19 protein-coding genes are annotated in these 18,701 nt (G+C 64.3%); 10 read left to right on the top strand and 9 right to left on the bottom strand.

Annotated elements, in window-relative coordinates:
• Positions 1-67 precede the first annotated feature (67 nt).
• Positions 68-712, bottom strand: a complete 645-nt coding sequence (gene plsY / locus AC07WT_RS17425; RefSeq protein WP_492590484.1) for a glycerol-3-phosphate 1-O-acyltransferase PlsY — start codon at positions 710-712, stop codon at positions 68-70.
• Between the two features lie 113 nt (positions 713-825).
• The gene (gene ybaK, locus AC07WT_RS17430; protein ID WP_492590483.1) at positions 826-1,317 is read right to left on the bottom strand and encodes a Cys-tRNA(Pro) deacylase; all 492 of its coding nucleotides are present in this window, start codon (positions 1,315-1,317) and stop codon (positions 826-828) included.
• 140 nt (positions 1,318-1,457) lie between these two features.
• Between ybaK and AC07WT_RS17435 the strand changes: the two genes are divergently transcribed.
• A complete protein-coding gene (locus AC07WT_RS17435) occupies positions 1,458-3,020 on the top strand; it encodes a class I adenylate-forming enzyme family protein (protein WP_494947902.1) in 1,563 nt (520 codons plus the stop codon).
• Between the two features lie 42 nt (positions 3,021-3,062).
• Here AC07WT_RS17435 and xerD read toward each other — a convergent pair whose 3' ends face one another.
• The 3 genes from xerD to queG all read right to left on the bottom strand — a co-directional run bounded on the left by xerD (position 3,063) and on the right by queG (position 5,826).
• Positions 3,063-3,998 (bottom strand): site-specific tyrosine recombinase XerD, encoded by a 936-nt coding sequence (gene xerD / locus AC07WT_RS17440; protein ID WP_494947903.1) that lies wholly within the window; start codon positions 3,996-3,998, stop codon positions 3,063-3,065.
• Entirely contained in the window at positions 3,995-4,465 is a 471-nt protein-coding gene (locus tag AC07WT_RS17445; RefSeq protein WP_494948445.1) for a methylated-DNA--[protein]-cysteine S-methyltransferase, read from the bottom strand. The genes xerD and AC07WT_RS17445 overlap by 4 nt, the downstream gene beginning before the upstream one ends.
• Positions 4,466-4,584: 119 nt before the next feature.
• Positions 4,585-5,826: a tRNA epoxyqueuosine(34) reductase QueG gene (gene queG / locus AC07WT_RS17450; RefSeq protein WP_494947904.1), complete on the bottom strand. Its 1,242-nt coding sequence runs from the start codon at positions 5,824-5,826 to the stop codon at positions 4,585-4,587.
• Positions 5,827-5,843: 17 nt separating this feature from the next.
• Between queG and tsaE the strand changes: the two genes are divergently transcribed.
• Both tsaE and AC07WT_RS17460 read left to right on the top strand, forming a co-directional pair.
• Positions 5,844-6,428, top strand: a complete 585-nt coding sequence (tsaE, locus tag AC07WT_RS17455; protein WP_494947905.1) for a tRNA (adenosine(37)-N6)-threonylcarbamoyltransferase complex ATPase subunit type 1 TsaE — start codon at positions 5,844-5,846, stop codon at positions 6,426-6,428.
• Positions 6,410-8,002: an N-acetylmuramoyl-L-alanine amidase gene (locus tag AC07WT_RS17460; RefSeq protein WP_494947906.1), complete on the top strand. Its 1,593-nt coding sequence runs from the start codon at positions 6,410-6,412 to the stop codon at positions 8,000-8,002. The genes tsaE and AC07WT_RS17460 overlap by 19 nt, the downstream gene beginning before the upstream one ends.
• 146 nt (positions 8,003-8,148) lie before the next feature.
• On the opposite strand, the gene AC07WT_RS17465 is transcribed toward AC07WT_RS17460, so the two are convergent.
• A complete protein-coding gene (locus AC07WT_RS17465; RefSeq protein ID WP_494947907.1) occupies positions 8,149-9,030 on the bottom strand; it encodes an EamA family transporter in 882 nt (293 codons plus the stop codon).
• Between the two features lie 262 nt (positions 9,031-9,292).
• On the opposite strand from AC07WT_RS17465, the gene AC07WT_RS17470 reads away from it, so the two are divergent.
• A complete protein-coding gene (locus AC07WT_RS17470) occupies positions 9,293-10,168 on the top strand; it encodes a pirin family protein (protein WP_494947908.1) in 876 nt (291 codons plus the stop codon).
• Positions 10,169-10,250: 82 nt separating this feature from the next.
• On the top strand, positions 10,251-11,099 hold the full coding sequence (gene trxA / locus AC07WT_RS17475; protein ID WP_494947909.1) for a thioredoxin: 849 nt from the start codon (positions 10,251-10,253) through the stop codon (positions 11,097-11,099).
• A 182-nt stretch (positions 11,100-11,281) separates the two neighbouring features.
• Here the strand turns inward: trxA and tcdA are convergent, their stop codons facing one another.
• Positions 11,282-12,136 carry a tRNA cyclic N6-threonylcarbamoyladenosine(37) synthase TcdA gene (gene tcdA / locus AC07WT_RS17480; protein ID WP_494947910.1) on the bottom strand — a complete coding sequence of 285 codons (855 nt, stop codon included), beginning with the start codon at positions 12,134-12,136 and terminating at the stop codon, positions 11,282-11,284.
• A gap of 227 nt (positions 12,137-12,363) precedes the next feature.
• On the opposite strand from tcdA, the gene pdxH reads away from it, so the two are divergent.
• From pdxH to AC07WT_RS17495, 3 genes are all read left to right on the top strand, one after another.
• Positions 12,364-13,005 carry a pyridoxamine 5'-phosphate oxidase gene (gene pdxH, locus AC07WT_RS17485; protein ID WP_494947911.1) on the top strand — a complete coding sequence of 214 codons (642 nt, stop codon included), beginning with the start codon at positions 12,364-12,366 and terminating at the stop codon, positions 13,003-13,005.
• Between the two features lie 149 nt (positions 13,006-13,154).
• Complete coding sequence (locus AC07WT_RS17490) at positions 13,155-14,369, top strand: class I SAM-dependent methyltransferase (protein WP_494947912.1); 1,215 nt, start codon at positions 13,155-13,157, stop codon at positions 14,367-14,369.
• A 94-nt stretch (positions 14,370-14,463) separates the two neighbouring features.
• Entirely contained in the window at positions 14,464-15,897 is a 1,434-nt protein-coding gene (locus AC07WT_RS17495) for a DUF72 domain-containing protein (protein ID WP_494947913.1), read from the top strand.
• Between the two features lie 99 nt (positions 15,898-15,996).
• Here AC07WT_RS17495 and msrA read toward each other — a convergent pair whose 3' ends face one another.
• Complete coding sequence (gene msrA, locus AC07WT_RS17500) at positions 15,997-16,545, bottom strand: peptide-methionine (S)-S-oxide reductase MsrA (protein ID WP_494947914.1); 549 nt, start codon at positions 16,543-16,545, stop codon at positions 15,997-15,999.
• Positions 16,546-16,825: 280 nt separating this feature from the next.
• Here msrA and AC07WT_RS17505 point away from each other — a divergent pair, with 280 nt between their 5' ends.
• A complete protein-coding gene (locus AC07WT_RS17505; protein WP_492590468.1) occupies positions 16,826-17,335 on the top strand; it encodes a flavin reductase family protein in 510 nt (169 codons plus the stop codon).
• A 46-nt stretch (positions 17,336-17,381) separates the two neighbouring features.
• On the opposite strand, the gene AC07WT_RS17510 is transcribed toward AC07WT_RS17505, so the two are convergent.
• Positions 17,382-17,891: an Lrp/AsnC family transcriptional regulator gene (locus tag AC07WT_RS17510; protein ID WP_492590467.1), complete on the bottom strand. Its 510-nt coding sequence runs from the start codon at positions 17,889-17,891 to the stop codon at positions 17,382-17,384.
• Between the two features lie 130 nt (positions 17,892-18,021).
• On the opposite strand from AC07WT_RS17510, the gene kynB reads away from it, so the two are divergent.
• Entirely contained in the window at positions 18,022-18,684 is a 663-nt protein-coding gene (gene kynB, locus AC07WT_RS17515) for an arylformamidase (protein ID WP_494947915.1), read from the top strand.
• The last annotated feature ends 17 nt before the right edge of the window (positions 18,685-18,701 follow it).

Here is an 18,701-nt window from a genome sequence, read left to right on the forward strand (position 1 = left end):
CGCGCCTTGAAGGCACAACTCAGCCGCGTCATTTAGCGGCGTGGCTGGAGGCGCAACCCGCAGCCTCTCAAAGATCGTTGCCAGCCGCCGTGCTCGCTGCCGAGTCGGCCTTTTTCTTGTCGCCTATGCGGCTTTCCTGGCCGCGCATCAGCTTGGCGATGTTGCCGCGGTGCCGCCACACCAGCAGCGAGCTCATCACGACGATGGCCAGCGCAATGACGTGCGGCCCGAACAGAAAGCCGTCGAAGAGCGGTGCGAACACCGCCGCGGCCAATGCAGCCAGCGACGAATAGCGCGTGAAGAACGCCACGATCAGCCACGTCAGCACGGTCGCGAGGCCGAGAATCGGGTTGATCGCGAGCAGCACGCCCGCCGCCGTGGCCACGCCCTTGCCGCCCTTGAAGCGGAAGAAGACCGGATACAGGTGACCAAGGAACACGGCGACCGACGCGATCGCCACCGAGGTGTCATCGAGCCCGAAACGTGCGCCGAAGTGCACGACGAACCACACCGGCAGCCATCCTTTGAACGCATCGCCGATCAGGGTGAGAATCGCGGCCTTCTTGCTGCCGCTGCGCAGCACGTTGGTGGCGCCCGGGTTGCCCGAGCCGTACGAGCGCGGGTCGTCCAGCCCCATCGCGGCGCTCACGATCACGGCGAACGACACCGAACCGATCAGGTAGGCAACGACAGCAACGATCAGGTTTTGCATCTGGGACTCTTATAAGGATCGGCGGTCTGAAACTCGATACCCCAACCGCAACAGGGAACGAAACGGCGCACATTCTACCGAACCCGCCCGTCCGGAAAACATTCAGGCAAACGTCAATCGACGCTCGCGCATTGCACCGGCCTGGCCGCCAGCAATTCGGTCAAGACCGCGGGTGCAATGCTGACCAGAAAGCCGCGCCGCCCGCCGTTCAGCCAGACCCGGTCCAGTTCCAGAATCGTGGACTCCACGTACACCGGCATCTGCTTGCGCGTGCCGAATGGCGAGGTGCCGCCGATCAGATAACCGGAATGCCGGTTCGCCACCTCGGGCTTGCACGGCTCGACGCGTTTCGCGCCGATCTGCCGCGCGAGATTCTTGGTGCTGACGGTACGGTCGCCGTGCATCAGCACGATCAGCGGCCTGGCGTGCTCGTCTTCCATTACCAGGGTCTTGACGACGTGATGTTCGTCCACCCCGAGCTGGCGCGCCGATTCCCCGGTGCCGCCGTGCTCGACATAATCGTAAGGATGTTCGCCGAACGTGACGCCGTGACGGCGCAAAAACTGCGTCGCGGGCGTTTCGGAGACGTGTCTGGATTTGCTCATCGGCGCATTGTAATGGCGAGTTTGCGCAACGGCTATTTGCCGAACGGCCAATTGTGCGGGCTCGGCGGCTGTGGCACGATCGTTCGAAAATCTTCCGGCGCAACGCATGCCGGGCATCACACCGTTTTCCGGAGACAGCCTTGAGCCTCGCTTCGTCCACTCGCCATGCCATCGATATTCCCGCGCTGCTCGCCGCGTTGCCCGCGCGCATCGCCGGGATTCCCGCGCTCGCGGCCGCGCGCGATTCGCAGCACGTCGCCTTGATCGAGGATGCCCGCCGTCTCACCAATGCGCAACTGCTGGAAGCCGTCCACGCCGTTGCCGCGCTGCTGCGCGAATGGGGCGTGCGCGGCGGCGATCGCGTGATGATCGTCGCGGAAAACAGCATCGTGCAGATCGTGCTGCTGTTTGCAACCGCGAGGCTCGATGCGTGGGCGCTGGTGTCGAACGCGCGCCTGTCGGCTGCCGAACTCGATACGATCCGTGCGCATGCGCAGCCTCGCGTGGTCGCGTATGCGGTCGAAAGCTCGGCCGATGCGCAACAGCACGCGCAGCGCCATCAAGCCCGCCAGGCGCCCGCCATCACGCCGGATATCGGCGCATGGTCCTACGCGGTGGACGACACCGTGAAAGTGGAACCCGTCGAATCCGCCGGCGAGCGCCAATGCGCCGCGCTGATCTACACCACCGGCACAACCGGCGCGCCGAAGGGCGTGATGCTGTCGCACCGCAATCTGCTGTTCATCGCGGCCGTGTCGAGCCGCCTGCGCAAAGTCGGTCCGGACGACATCGTGTACGCCGTGCTGCCGATCTCGCACGTGTACGGCTTCGCATCGGTTTGCCTCGGCAGTCTGCACGCCGGCGCAGCGCTGCGCCTCGCGCCGCGTTTCGCGCCGGAAGCCGTGCGCCGCGCGCTCGCCGAAGAGCGCGTGTCGATCTTCCAGGGCGTCCCGGCCATGCACGCGAAACTGCTCGAACATTTGCAGTCGCACGGCCACGCGTGGTCCGCGCCACATCTGCGCTTTGCCTATTCGGGCGGCTCGCCGCTCGACGCCGCGCTGAAAGCGCAGGCGGAAAGCGTCTACGGCCTGCCGCTGCACAACGGCTACGGCATGACCGAAAGCAGCCCGACCGTTTCACACACCATGCTCGATGCGCCGCGCAGCGATTGCTCGGCCGGCGAGGTCATTCCGGGGGTCGAGGTGCGGTTCGTCGGGCTCGACGGCATCGAGGCAGCACCGGGGGCGATCGGCGAGCTGTGGGTGCGCGGACCGAACGTGATGCTCGGCTATTACCTCAACCCGGAGCAGACTCGCGCAACCGTCACCGCCGACGGCTGGCTCAGGACCGGCGATCTGGCGCGCCAGGAGGCGGACGGCGCGTTGCATATCGTCGGGCGCAGCAAGGAGTTGATCATCCGCTCGGGTTTTAACGTCTATCCGGCCGAGGTCGAGCATGTGTTGAACGCGCATCCGGAGGTCGTGCAATCGGCGGTGATCGGACGCGCGGCCGAAGGCAACGAGGAGGTTGTCGCATTCGTCGAATTGACGGCGGGCGCCAAGGTGACGCCTGCGGAACTGATCGCGTGGTGCGGCGCACGTCTCGCGCCGTATAAGCGCCCTGCCGAAGTGAAAGTGCTCGCCGCGTTGCCGGCGGCATCGACGGGCAAGATTCTCAAGCACCGGCTGCGCGAGTTCGTTTAACACAACGGCAACGACCATGGCAACCGTGATCGCAAGCGCGGATCACCCCCGCGGATGATGCTGCGCATGCAGCGACTTCAAGCGCTCACGGGCCACGTGCGTATAGATCTGCGTGGTTGAGATATCGGTATGGCCGAGCAGCAGTTGCACGACGCGCAGGTCGGCGCCGTGGTTCAGCAAGTGCGTTGCAAACGCGTGCCGCAGCGTGTGCGGCGACAGCGGCGCATGCACATCGGCCGCCGCGGCGTGCCGCTTGATGATGTTCCAGAACTGCTGACGCGTCATGCCCTCGGCGCGCGTCGTGACGAACAGCGCGTCGGCCGCGCGAGCGCCCAGCAGCGCCGGCCGCGCTTCGCGCAGATAGCGTTCGATCCAGCCGTGCGCCTCTTCGCCGAACGGAATCAGGCGCTCTTTCGAGCCCTTGCCCATCACGCGCACCACGCCGTCGTTCAGCCCGATTTCCACCGTCTTCAGCGTGACGAGTTCGGTGACGCGCAAACCGCTCGCGTACATCAGTTCGAGCATCGTGCGGTCGCGCAGGCCCAGAGGCGTGTCGATATCGGGAGCGCCGAGCAGCGCTTCGACTTGCGCTTCGGTGAGCGTCGAAGGAAAACGCGGCGGTTGTTTGGCCGACCGGATGCGCAGCGTCGGATCGACATTCGCCCGATGCTCGCGCACCGCCCAGCCGTAGTAGCGGCGAAACACCGAAAGCCGCCGGTTCGCCGAAGTCGATTTGTCTTTCTGACGCGCCGCGCTATAGGCGGCGAGATCGGCTTCGCTGGCGGTATCGAGCGACGTGTTGCGGGTTTGCGCGAGCCATTCGCAAAAGAGCCGCAGATCGCGGCGGTATGCGTCGAGCGTGTTGCGCGACAGGCCGTGCTCGAGCCACAACGCGTCGCAGAAAGCGTCGATCGACGCCGAGCTCGCCAGAAACAGGGGTGACGCGGCGGGCGCGTCGTCAGTCAGTGTGCCGCTCATGCGTAGGGAATGCCTTCATGCGCCAGGAGCCAGCGCTTGACGTTGCGAAAGAAGCCGTCTTCGGCGTGATTCGCAAAGCCGCCGATGCCGCTCGAGCTCACCACCCGATGACACGGAATCACGATCGGAAAATAGTTGGCGCCGCACGCCTGCCCCACCGCACGCGGCGCGCTGCCCACTTTCTTCGCCAATTGCCCGTAGGTCAGCACGACGCCGGGCGGGATGTCGCTGATCGCCTGCCAGACGCGTTTCTGAAACGCGGTGCCGACCGGCGCGAGCGGCAATTCGAACTTCGCGGACGCCCGCTCGAAATAGCGCTCGATCTGCTCGACGGCCTGCTTCGCCAACGGCGTGTCCGGCGCAACATTCTGCACCGACTCCGGCAGATAAACGATCTCGCGCAACGCGCCGCCTTCGAGGCGGATGCCGACCTTGCCGAACGGCGCATCGATCACTGCGTTGAACATGGTTGCTTGCCTCATGACTGGCACGGTGTTTCAGGTTCCAGGGTAGCGTACCTGCATGGGGTCCAGGCGCTCCAGCAGGAACAGACCAGGAACAGACGCCCCACCGGAATGCCGCTACTTTACGCCGCTTCCAACGCCCATTCCACATGCTCGCGCACCAGGGCGGAAGGGTCGTCGGTGCGCGAGCGCAACGCGGCCACAATCGCCTCGCGCGCATCTCCGCTCAAGCTACCAGCCGGCGCGCGCAGCGCATTGCCCAACCCCACCGCCAGATTGCGCAGCCAACACTCATAGCCGATGCGGCGAATCGCACTGCCCTGCATGCGCGTATCGAACTCGTCCGCGCTCCACGCGAACAGCTCGACCAGCGTCGCGCGATCGAGCCCGTGCCGCACGTCGAAATCGGCGACCGGCGCGGCCTGCGCGAACTTGTTCCATGGACACACGAGCTGGCAATCGTCGCAGCCATACACACGATTGCCGATCAGCGGCCGCAATTCCAGGGGAATACTGCCCTTCAATTCGATCGTCAGATATGAAATGCACAACCGCGCGTCGACCTTATATGGCGCAACGATCGCGCCGGTCGGACACGCGGCGATGCAGCGCGCGCAACTGCCGCAGTGCGAACCCGGGGTTTCGGGGGCCTGTTCGGGCGCGGTTTCGGCATCCGTGGGCAAGGGCACATCGACATAGATTTCGCCGAGAAAAAACAGCGAACCGGCGTCGCGTTGCAGCAGCAGCGTGTGCTTGCCGCGCCAGCCGATACCCGCCTTCTGCGCGAGTTCGACTTCCAGCACCGGCGCGGAATCGGTGAACACGCGATAGCCGAACGCACCGATCTCCGCCTCGATTTTTTCGGCCAGATGTTGCAAACGGTTACGCATCACCTTGTGATAGTCGCGGCCCCGCGCATAGATCGACACCACCGCCGCCGACGGGTCCGCGAGCCGCGCATGTTCGGCTGCGCGCCAGTCTTGCGGCACTGGCGCCGCATCGGACAACGCGCTTTCGGCCGCCTTTCCGCTCGGCATCTGCATGGGCAAATAGGCGATGCGGGCGGTAATCACACGTCGCGTGCCGGCCACAAGCTCGGCGGGCCGCGCGCGTTTCATCCCGTGTTTCGCCATATAATCCATCTCGCCGTGGCAACCCGCCTCCAGCCATGCTGCAAGCGGCGCTTCGGCAGCGGAGAGATCGGTATCGCTAATGCCGATCGCCCCGAAACCCAGTTCACGGCCCCACGTTTTGATGCGTCGCGCGAGCGCTTCCAGCGCCGCTTCATCGAAATGACGCACGGCACGCGCATCGTCAGCAGACGCAGGCGTGCAGGAAACTGGGGACTCCGGACTTCGGTTCATCACTCCATTTTACGAGAATGCCCGTCAATTCCGATCTCGCGATCCAACCGCCCGCCGATGTCCTGCTCGAACGCTCTTTCGCGCTCGCGGACGAAGCCGCCACCGACGCATTCGGCGCGCGTTTCGCGCAGGCGATCGAAAGCATGCGCGGCATGCAGCAAAAAGCGCGGCAACACGCGCCGGGCGCGAGAGACGATCAGGCATTCCACGGACTGCAAGTACAACTCGTCGGCGACCTCGGCGCCGGCAAAACCACACTCGTGCGCGCGACCTTGCGCGGCCTCGGCCACACCGGCCGCGTGCGCAGTCCGACGTACACACTCGTCGAACCGTATGTGCTCGAGCGGCCCGCAGGGGAACTCGCGCTCTATCACTTCGATCTGTACAGATTCACCGATCCGGCCGAATGGGCCGACGCGGGCTTTCGCGAGTACTTCGACAGCGGCGCGATCTGCCTCGTCGAATGGCCGCAACGCGCAGGGCGTCTGTTAGGCGTGCCGGATCTCGTCTTCTCGCTCGAACTGGACAGCGAGGGCGACGGCCGGGTGCTCGTCGCACGGGCATACAGCGAATCAGGAAAGGCATGTCTCGAAAGATGTTGATCAAACCGTTCCGCTCGATCGAATCGGCGGCGACCGCAACGCATAACTGGCGGCGCCGGCAGATTCTGCGCGCGGGCGCCTCCACGCTGGTGCTCGGCCTCGTTGCGCCGCGTCTCGCGCGAGCCAGTTCCGTGCTCGGCGTGCGCGTCTGGCCGGCGCGGGATTACACGCGCGTGACGATCGAATCGGATCAGCCTTTGCAAAACACCCAGCAGCTGTTGCAAGGCCCGGACCGGCTGGTAGTCGATCTGAACGGCCTCGATCTCGATCAGGCGCTCAAGGATCTGGTGTCGAAGATCACGCCGAACGATCCGCAAATTCAGTCGGTGCGCGTCGGCCAATATCAGCCGCATGTCGTGCGGATGGTGTTCGACCTGAAGGGTTCGGTGAAGCCACAGGTGTTCACGCTGACGCCGGTCGGCGCGTACAAGTACCGGCTCGTGTTCGACCTGTACCCCGCCGTCGCGCCCGATCCGCTGATGGATCTGCTCGCGCAGACCGAGCGCAAGGAACAGAGCCTGAACGAGAACAGCGCACCGCCGGCCACGCTGAGCGGCCCCGGCACCACGCCGCCCACCGCCGACAACAGCGAAGCGTTCTTCGAGCGCTACGCGCAGAACGGCAGCAGCGGGTCCGCGTCCAACGTGCCGCGTCCGCCGGTGCACATCACGCCGGCACCGGCGCCCGTTCCGCCGATCCTGGGCAAGCCCTCGGCGCCGGCTACGCCAGCGGCGCCGCCCACCGCGATTGCCCGCAACAAAGGGGGCAGCAGTGGTAGCACCAGCGGCGGCATCAATGGCGGCGACAGCAACGGCGACGATACCTACGCGTTCACCGCGCCCAAATCCGGCAAGAGCAACACCGTGCGTCTCCTGACTGTCGCGATCGACCCTGGCCACGGCGGCGAAGACCCGGGCGCAATCGGCGGCTCGGGTACTTACGAGAAACACGTCGCACTCGACATCGCCAAGAAGCTGCGCGCGAAGATCGATGCGCAGCCGAACATGCGCGCGATGATGACGCGCGACGCCGACTTCTTCGTGCCGCTGAATGTGCGCGTGCAGAAAGCGCGGCGTGTCGGCGCGGACCTGTTCGTGTCGATCCACGCCGACGCATTCACCACGCCCGATGCGAAGGGCTCGTCGGTATTCGCGTTGTCCGACCACGGCGCGTCGAGCGCGGCCGCGCGCTGGATGGCGAACAAGGAGAACTCGTCGGACCAGATCGGCGGGATCAACATCAAATCGGCCGACGCGACCGTCAACCGCGCGCTGTTCGATATGTCGACCACCGCGCAGATTCGCGATTCGATGCGCTACGGCAACTTCGTGCTGAAGGAAATCGGCGGCATCAACAAGCTGCACAAGGGTTCGGTCGAACAGGCGGGGTTTGCGGTGCTGAAGGCGCCGGACATTCCGTCGATCCTTGTGGAGACCGCCTTCATCAGCAATCCGGACGAAGAGCGGCGCCTGAACGACGACGCCTATCGCGACAAGATGGCCGATGCGATCATGAACGGCATCAAGCGTTATTTCGCGGCAAATCCGCCGTTGGCGAAAAACCGCATGACTTGATGCCGCGGCGTGTCGCCGCGTGTCATCGCGCGGCGCTACGTCATTTCATCTCATTCACGTCATGTCATTCACGTCACGACTCGCGCGATAGAAAAACGGCCGCTCGATGCGGCCGTTTTTTCAACTCCGTCACGATGCACCGACGATCAGCGTGCCGGCGATAGCCGTTGCACGACCCAGCCGCCGAACACATTCACCGCCAGTCCCGCCATCACCAGCAGCGCGCCGACGACCTGTTCGGCGGACAACCGCTCGTCGAGCAACAGCGACGCCGACGCCAGCCCGACAATCGGCACCAGCAGCGAAAACGGCGCCACCTGGCTCGCCGGATAGCGCGACAGCAGCCTGCTCCACAGGCCGTAACCGAGCAGCGTCGCGATGAACGCGAGGTACACCACCGCGAAGATCGACATCGCGCCGATGCCGGACAACGCTGCGACGATCCGCTGCGGCCCCTCGAATGCATACGAGAGCGCTAAAAACGGCAACGGTGGAATCAGACTGCCCCACACCACCAGTCCGACCAGATCGACATTGCCGACCTTCTTGGTGACGATGTTGCCGAGCGCCCAGCAACACGCGGCGCACAGCGTGAGGACGAAGCCGGCGAGCGTCATCGCGTGGCCGCCTTGCAGGCCGATCACCGCGAGGCCGCCCGCCGCGATCAGCAGACCGACGACGTTCGATACGCGAAAGCGCTCGCGCAGAAACAGCGCCGCGAAAATCAGCGTGAAAAACGCCTGCGCCTGCAACACGAGCGAAGCAAGCCCGGCCGGCATGCCGACATACATCGCCGAGAACAGAAAGGCGAACTGGCCGAACGAGATGGTCGCGCCGTACACGAGCAGCCAGCGCCACGGCAGCCGCGGCCGTTTGACGAAAAACACCGCCGGCACCGCCGCGAGCGTGAAGCGCAACGCGCCGAGCAGCATCGGCGGCACGCCATGCAGGCCCACCTTGATCACGACGAAATTGACGCCCCACGCGACGACGACGACCAGCGCGAGCAGTAGGTCCCTGGGCGACATCCCAGTCTCCGTTTAATTGTTGAAGCTGGCAGTGTAGCGGAGCCGGAAGCGTCTAGCGCTCGCGCGCACTACGGATTCCCGGAACGCTTGATCGCTGGGTAACCTGATCGCCTGATCGCCTGATCGCTGGGTCGCCGGACCGATGGAGCGCCGGACCGCTGGACCGCTGGACCGCTGGATCGCCGCAAACCGCAGCATTTGGCGCACCGCAGTAGAATCGTCTACTGAGCCCCCAAGCCACCCTTCCCAGCCGAGCCAGTCCATGTCCTCTTCGATCAAAGCAGTCCTCAAGCCGCATCTGCGCGACGTCGGCAATCTCACCGTGCGGCGTGTATTGCCGGCCATGGCGGCGCGCCTGATCGGCCCGTTCATCTTCTTCGACCACATGGGCCCCGCCACGCTCGAACCCGGTGTGGGTCTCGACGTGCGGCCGCACCCGCACATCGGCCTCGCGACCGTGACGTATCTGTTCGAAGGCTCGATCATGCATCGCGACAGCCTCGGTTCGGAGCAGAAGATCCTCCCCGGCGACGTCAACTGGATGACCGCCGGCCGCGGCATCGTCCATTCCGAGCGCACGCCGCCTGAAGACCGCGCGAGCGGTCAGACGATGCACGGCATCCAGACGTGGGTCGCGCTGCCGCTCGCCGACGAAGACACCGAACCGTCCTTCGCTCATCACGCGGCGGATACGCTGCCGGTGGTCGAGCGCAATGGCGTCACGCTGCGCGTAATCGCCGGCACGGCGTTCGGCGAAACCTCGCCGGTCACGACATTTTCCGGCACGCTCTATGTCGCCGCGCAGTTCGCACCGGGCGGCGCCTTCGCGCTCGAACCGGAGCACGAGGAACGCGGCGTCTATCTGGCGGAAGGCGATCTGGAGATCGACGGCACGCCGCTCGAAGCGGGCCAGATGGCCGTGCTGGCGCTCGACGAAACCGTCACGCTCGCCAGCACCCACGGCGCGCGCGTGATGCTGCTCGGCGGCGAGAAACTGGACGGCGAGCGCTTTATCGAGTGGAATTTCGTCGCCAGTTCGCGGGAAAAAATCGAGGTCGCCAAGACCGCCTGGACGAATCAGGAAATGGGCAAGGTGCCGGGCGAAACCGAATGGATTCCGCTGCCGGTGCGCAAATGAGCGTCAATGAGCGCAAGGCGCATTGAATTCGCGGTGCTCGGCCCCAACTAAATCAATAATCCGTTTTATCGACGAGGACGCAATGGACACCACTCTGGCCACTTTCGAAAAAGACGTCATTACCGCGTCGACGCTGGCCCCTGTGCTGGTCGATTTCTGGGCGCCGTGGTGCGGCCCCTGCAAGACGCTCGGCCCGATGCTGGAAAAGCTCGAAGCCGAAGCCGCCGGCAAATGGAAGCTGGTGAAGGTGAACGTCGAAGAGAATCAGGAACTGGCGGCGCACTTTCAGGTGCGCAGCATTCCGCACGTCATGGCGTTTGCCGACGGCCGGCCGGTCGATCAGTTTGTCGGCGTGCTGCCGGAAGGTCAGCTGCGCGAGTTTCTCGACCGCCTCGTGCCGCAAGGCGCGGATGTGGCGCGCATGGAAGCGCAGGCCGCGCTCGCCGAAGGCCGCCGCGAAGACGCATACGAAGCGCTGCAAGCCGCGCTCGCCTACGATCCAGGCTTCGACGAAGCGCGCATGGACCTGATCGAACTGCTGCTGCAAGACAATCGGATCGACGAAGCCCGCAATGAAGTCGACTTGCTGTCGCCGACAACCACCCAAGGCATCGACCCGCGCTTCAACGCGATCAAGACCCGCCTCGACGCCGCGGATGCCGCAGCGGATCTGCCGCCCACCGACGCACTCGAAGCCCGCGTGGCCGCGGACCCGGCCGATCTCGAAGCACGCTTCGATCTGGCTAGCGCGCTGATCGCCCGCCGCAAATACGCGGGCGCACTCGAGCATCTGCTGGCGATCGTGCAGCGTGATCGCACGTTCCGCGACGACATCGGCCGCAAGACGATGCTCTCGGTGTTCGATCTCGCCGCGCACCAGCCGGAGCTGGTGTCGCAGTGGCGGCGCAAGCTGAGCGCGTCGCTGTTTTAATTTTGTGCCGTGTTCAGGCGCGGCCTGTTTGACCTATGCGCCGCGCCTGAACCTGCCGCCGCTTCATCGCCGCTTCATGGCCGCTTCATGGCCGCTTCATGGCCGCCGTTTTGACCGACGCTTCAACCTCAGCTTCAACCCGCCTTTAACAGAACGCATTTACCAGAGCGCATTTATCAGAACTATCCCGCTTGTTTCGCTAACGCCCGCAACACATGCGCGGCCGCCGCAAAACCGAAGCTCGCGGTCACACACACGCTCGAACCGAACCCCGCGCAATTCAGACCGACCGGCCCCGTATGTCCCGGCGACGTGCTCACGTGCTCGGCTTCCTCATCGATATCGCAGACGGCTACTTCCGGATAGATCAGAGGCTCGTCTGAATACACCGCGCTCACCTTGAACTTCGCTTTCGGACCTCGCGGAAAGCCGTGCTGTTTGCGCAATTGCCCACGTACTTTCGACAGCAACGGGTCCTGGATCGTCAGCGCGAGATCGTCGATGCGAATGCGCGTGGGGTCCAGTTGGCCGCCCGCGCCGCCCACCGTGATCAACGGCAGCTTCTTCTCGACACACCAGGCGATCAACGCGGTTTTCGTGCGCACGCTGTCGATCGCATCGATCACGTAATCGAAATCGCCGCCAAGCGTCGACGCAAAATTATCCGGCTCGACGAAGTCTTCCAACAGCCGCACATCGCAAAACGGATTGATCGCCGCGATGCGTTCAGCCATCGCCTCGACCTTCGGTTTTCCGTAGTTGCCGTCGAGCGCGTGGATCTGTCGGTTAGTGTTGCTCTCGGCGACGTTGTCGAGATCGATCAGCGTCAGCGTGCCGACCGCGCTGCGCGCGAGAGCCTCCGCGACCCACGAGCCGACTCCGCCGATTCCGATCACCGCGACGTGCGCACGCTCGAACGCAGCGAGCGCCGACGCGCCGTACAGCCGGGCGATACCGCCGAAGCGCCGCGCGCGATCGGCGGTTTCACTCCCGTCGAGGCTGGTAGTAAGATCAAATTGCGTGGTGGCGCTGGGCATGATGGAAGGCTCGTTGAAAAGCAGGCAAACAGACAGTGGCAACGCTCAGTGATGCCGCTGAGTAACAACACTCAGTGACGCCACTTAGGCGTTCGCAGCCGTATTTTGCCTGATCGCGCTCAAACGCATTGCGCGCGCCAACTGGCGGCGCCAAACCTTGACCGGCCCGCGCGCAAAAATTTCGCTCCTTAGCTATACTGGCCGGACTGTAGCGTTCGCATAAGAAAATGACCACACTCGCCGAACTTCGTAAAAATTATTCGCTTGGTTCGTTGGACATTGCCGATGTCGACCGCAACCCGTTCCGTCAATTCGAAGCGTGGTTCGCACAAGCTGTCGAAGCCAAACTGCCCGAGCCGAATACGATGACACTGGCCACGGTCGACTCGCGCGGCCGGCCGTCGGCGCGCATCCTCCTGATCAAGGGCGTCGACGAGCGCGGCTTTGTGTTCTTCACCAACTACGAAAGCCGCAAGGGCCGCGAACTCGCCGCCAATCCGTATGCGAGCCTGCTGTTCTACTGGATCGAGCTCGAACGCCAGGTGCGGATCGAGGGCCGCGTCGTCAAGACCAGCGCAGAAGAAAGCGACGCGTATTTCGCGTCGCGCCCGCTCGGTTCCCGTATCGGTGCGTGGGCATCGAATCAAAGTCGGGTAATTGAAAGCCGCTCGCAACTCGAAACACGCGAACGTGAAATCAGCCTGCAATACGGCGACCAACCGCCGCGCCCGCCGCATTGGGGCGGCTATCGTCTGGTACCCGAAGCAATCGAATTCTGGCAAGGCCGGCCGTCGCGTTTGCACGACCGCCTGCTCTACACGCGTTCAAGCGAAAGCAGCGACTGGCACATCGCACGCCTATCGCCTTGAATCGGAACATGACGTCTCCGTGCACGCCGCCAACCAGGCCGCGTGCGCGACAGGCGCGGAGCGCGCCACTTCGCGGCATAGGAGTCACGCCGCGGTGAGCGGCGGTCCACACAGGCTTTGCTTTAATTCAATGGACACGGAGAAATCACATGTTCTGGGAGAAGAAGCTGGCGCAGTGGGTGGAAGACGTAAAAACCAGGGCGAATCTGCCGGCGCGCCTTGTGTTGTGGGACGGCCAGCAACATGACTTCGGGCAGTTTGCCGCGCCCCAGGTCACGCTGCACGTGAAGAGCGCCACGGCGCTGCCCTACCTGCTCGAACCGAGCCTCGACAATCTCGGCGAGGCGTACGTGAAGGGCAAGATCGACATCGAAGGCAAGCTGTCGGACATCATCAACATCAGCTATCAGCTCGCACGCAACACGGTCACCAGCGCCAGCAAGCTGGCGCGCGTGCGGCGCTACTTCAATCACTCGAAGTCGTCGGATAAGAAGGCGATCCAGTATCACTACGACGTCTCGAACGAGTTCTACAAGCTGTGGCTCGACGAGAACATGGTGTACTCGTGCGCGTACTTCGAGAACGGCGACGAAGATCTCGCCACCGCGCAGATCAAGAAGATCGACCACATCCTCACCAAAATCCAGTTGCAGCCCGGGCAGCGCCTGCTCGATATCGGCTGCGGCTGGGGCGCGCTCGTGCTGCGCGCGGCGCAGAAGTTCGGTGCGAAGTGCGTGGGCGTGACGCTGTCGCAGAACCAGTTCGATCTCGCCACCGCGCGCGTGAAAGCCGCGGGTCTCGAAGACCAGATTGAGATTCGTCTGCAGGATTACCGCGACGTCGAAGGGCAGTTCGATCGCATCACGAGTGTCGGCATGTTCGAACACGTGGGCCGTAAGAATCTGCCGGCTTACTTCGAAAAGATCCGCGATCTGCTGGTGGACGACGGCATCGCGATGAATCACGGCATCACGTCGAGCGATGCGGAGAGCGGCGAGACCGCGCTCGGCGGCGGCGAGTTCATCGACCGCTACGTGTTCCCGGACGGCGAACTGCCGCACATCAGCCTCGCGCTCGAATCGATGCAGCGTGGCGGGCTCGAGGCGGTTGACGTCGAAAGTTTGCGCCGTCACTATGCGCACACGCTGGACATCTGGGCGGAAAACTTCGAGACGCACGCGGAAGAAGCCCGCAAGCTGGTCGACGACGAAAAATTCCGCATCTGGCGCGTGTATCTCGCAGGCTGCGCGTACGCGTTCGAAAACGACGACGTCTCGGTCTACCAGGTGGTGTGCCGCAAAGCCGGCCGCAGCGCGAAAACCTTGCCGTGGTCGCGCCGTGACATGTACGACAAACCGCTGTGATACGGTTGCCCCGCGGCGACGTGCCGAATCCGGGTACATCCGGATACATGAGCGGCAGCCACGGCGCCAACTTTAAACAGCAGGTCGAACATCGATGGATCAGAGCGGGACGAGCGAAGTTGAACAATCCTTGAATGTCGAGCTAGGCGAGAATGCCGAAGCCGTGCAGTTCGATCTGTTTGGGATGCCGGTGGAGCACATGCCGGCATCGGCGGCGCCTGCTGCCGGGGGCACGCCGCAGCGCCCGTCCGCCGCAGCCGCGACCGCTGCCGCAACGTCAGCAAGCGCAACGCCTTCCGATACAGCGCAGCCTGAGCGGCGGCGTCAGCCGCGTGCAAAAGCAAGCGGCGCCGTCACGCTTTGGCAGGAAGAGGACGCGCCGGACATCGCCGCTGAGCCCGACTCCGCCGCCTCGCCGGCCGCTGCCGACGCCCCCAGGAAACGCCGCGCCCGCGACGTCGTGGCCGCCCCGCCTTCGGCAGAGCTTCTCGCCCTTGCTGCCGAACTGCCGCCGCAGGTCCATCTCGGCACCTCGACATGGTCGTTTCCGGGCTGGAACGGCATCGTCTACGGCGATGAATACAGCAACAGCAAGCTCTCACGCGACGGTCTCAGCGCCTACGGCGCGCATCCGCTTCTGAAGACCGTCAGCATCGACCGGTCGTTTTACCAGGCGCTCACGGTCACCGAGTACTTGCGCTACGCGCAGCAGGTGCCGGACCACTTCCGCTTCATCGTCAAAGCGCCGATGACGATCACCGACGCCACCGTTCGTGCCGAACGCGGCGAGCCGGTTTCGCTGAACCCATGCTTTCTGAATGCGCACATGGCGATCGACGAGTTCGTGACGCCTTGCATCGCAGGCCTCGGCGCGAAGGCCGGCGCGCTGGTGTTCCAGCTCTCGCCGTTGCCGGATCAGATGGTCGCGCAGCCGGCCGTGTTCATCGAACGCCTGGCCGAGTTCCTGACGGCGTTGCCGACGCTGCCGGCAGGCACCTGCTACGCGATCGAAATCCGCGACGCGAGTTTGCTGACGCCGCGCTTCATCCGCACGCTGAAAGCGGCGGGCGTGCGGTATTGCGTGGGGATTCATGCGCGCATGCCGGACCCGCTGCGCCAGGCGGCTGCGCTCGCGCTGCTCGACGGCGAGCCGGCCGGGCCGCTGATCGTGCGCTGGAGTCTGCACAGCGGCTCCAAATACGAGCAGGCGAAGGCCAGGTACGAGCCGTTCAACCGGCTCGTCGACCAGGACCCGTCCACCCGCGCCGCGCTCGCCGAACTGGCCGCGCGCTACGCGCTGGCCGGCCAGCCGGTGGTGATCGCGGTCAACAACAAGGCGGAAGGTTCGGCGCCGTTAAGCTGCGTGGAGCTGGCGCGCGCGATCGTCGAAGCGTACGCGCGCCTCGCTCATGAGCATGAGCCGCATCCGCAGCCGGACCCGCAGCCGGACCCGCAGCCGGACGAGAATGAGTCCTGCGAAGGCGAAGACGACCGCGAAGGCGAAGGCCAGCTCAGCAAGCAAGGCTGAACAGCACTGCGCCGGCAAGCGCCTGACGGCCAGGCCAACAAGCGGCTCACCGAGCCACCGCCCAGGCCATCCCTTGCCTTTAACGGCCAGGCACGCCGCTCAGCTCGCCCTGATCCGATGCGCGAACTTCTGACGAAACTTCGCGACCTTCGGCGCCACCACGAACGAGCAGTACCCCTGATTCGGATGCTGCGCGAAGTAGTTCTGGTGATAGGCCTCGGCCGGCCAGTAGTTGCCGTCGAGCGGCAGCACCTGAGTGACGATCTGGCCGTCGTAGATCCCTTCGGCGCCGATCTCGCGAATCGCCTCCAGCGCCGTTTCGCGCTGCGCGTCGGAGTTCGTGAAAATCACTGAGCGGTATTGTGTGCCGACGTCGTTGCCCTGCCGGTTCAACTGGGTCGGATCGTGGATCGCGAAGAAAATGTCGAGAATCTCGCGATAACTGATTTTCGCCGGATCGAAATCGACGTTGACGACTTCCGCGTGACCGGTCTCGCCGTCGCAGACCTGCTCGTAGGTCGGATGCCGCGTCTGGCCACCCGCATAGCCCGATTCCACCGAGTTCACGCCCTCGACGCCCAGATACACCGCTTCGAGACACCAGAAACACCCGCCACCGAGGGTGGCGACTTCGCCTGTCTGACTCATGCTGCTCGCTCCTTGATTCTCATAGTCCGCCGATGCCGGTTGGTCGCCCGCCGCTCGCTCGATATCTGCTTGCCCGCCACACTCGTACCGCGATCGAGAATTTCCAGCTTAGCGGTTTTTCCACTCAACGGCAGGGGTCGCGGCCAGTCCGCTGCGATTGCAGTTAAAATTGGGACAAATCGACGATTTTCACTATGACTTTCGAATCATTTGTTTCCGGCCACGCGCACGATGAGTTCACCCGGGAGTTCTCCCGGCTTGCGCCGAAGGCTGCCGTCCAATGAAGCGCGCCAGCCCGCCTAACTTCGACCAGGCCGCCTTCAAACAGGCGCTCAGCCAATTCGCCACAGGCGTCACCGTGATCACCACGCGCGCGGCGTCCGGCCAGCTGATCGGCATCACCGCCAGCTCGTTCAATTCGGTCTCGCTCAATCCGCCGCTCGTGTTGTGGAGCCTCGCGACGCGCTCGGCGTCGATGCCGGTGTTCCGGGCGAACAGTCATTATGTCGTCAACGTGCTGGCCGCTTCGCAGCTCGATCTGTGCAAGCGCTTCGCCACCGTGAAGGGCGACCGCTTCGAAGGCGTGTCGCATGCCGAAGGCGACACCGGCATGCCGGTGCTCGACGGTGCGCTCGCGTGGTTCGAATGTCATAACCGCAGCCGCTACGAAGAAGGCGACCACGTGATTTTCGTCGGCGAGGTGGAACGCTGCGGCGTGCACGAGAACGCCGCGGAAATCGCGCCGCTGATCTTCCAGAACGGCCAGTTCCACGGACTCAAATCGATTTGAACGCCACGCCGCCGCGTAGTGCAAGCAAAGCCGGCGGCAGCCTGACTCAGTTGTGCGGCGCGCTATGGCCGCTGGTTTTCGTCACTAGCGACACGGGCACGCCCGAATCTTCCTTCAGTGTCTGCAGCACGATATTCGAGCGAATATCCATCACGCCCGGCGCCGTATACAGGCGTTGCAGCACGAAATCCGAATAGTGTTTGAGATTGTGCGCGAGCACCCGCAGCAGGTAATGGGTCTCGCCGGTCACGACAAACGCGCCGACCACTTCCGGCCAATCCCGCAGCGCTTCCGCAAAGCGCTCGTGCCAGTTCTGCTGGTCGTTGCGCATCGACACCTGCACGAACGCCTCCAGTTCGAAACCCAGCACCTCGCGGTTCAGACACGCGCGGTAATGCTCGATGACGCCCTGCTCTTCCAGCAGACGCAGGCGCCGTAGACACGCCGACGGCGAGAGCGAGATGCGCTCCGCCAGGTCGAGATTGCTGATCCGTCCTTCTTGCTGAAGCACCGTCAAGATACGGCAATCGGTGGCGTCGAGCGAGATCGCGTTCATATTCGGTCTCCCTTTCCCATTTGTCTCAAATTATGTTCCAAGACAAGGCGAGGAAGGAGATTTTTTCGCAATCACATTTCGCGACAAGCCGCCTATCATTCCCCAATAGACACCTCTAGCCACTGGAGACATGGACACACTCTGGGACATCACCCCCGCCGTCGATACCGCGACGCCGGTCTGGCCGGGCGACACGCCGGTCGGCATCGAACGCGTGTGGCGCATGGAGGCGGGCTCGCCCGTCAACGTCGCGCGGCTGACGCTGTCGCCGCACACCGGCGCCCACACCGACGCGCCGCTGCACTACGACGCCGAAGGCGCCGCGATCGGCCAGGTGCCGCTCGATGCTTACCTTGGCCGCTGCCGCGTGATTCATTGCATCGGCGCTTCGCCTGTTGTGACGCCACAACACCTGGCCGGCTCGCTCGATGCTCTGCCGCCGCGCGTCTTACTGCGCACTTACAACAATGCACCGACCACCGCCTGGGACAGCGCGTTCTGCGCGGTCGCGCCGGAAACCATCGACTTGCTGGCTGCCCGCGGCGTGAAGCTGATCGGCATCGACACGCCGTCGCTCGATCCGCAGGAATCGAAGACGATGGACGCGCACCAGCGGATTCGCGCGCATCGGCTGGCGATCCTCGAAGGCATTGTGCTGGACGCCGTTGCGCCCGGCGACTACGAACTGATCGCGCTGCCTCTCAAGCTGACCACGCTCGATGCGAGCCCTGTGCGCGCCGTGTTGCGCGCCTTGCCCGAGTCGCTGTCCACAGCGTTGCCCGACTCTCTCTGATCACGCCGCTCTCTCTG

Source organism: Paraburkholderia sp. GW821-FHT02A12 (assembly GCF_059422005.1).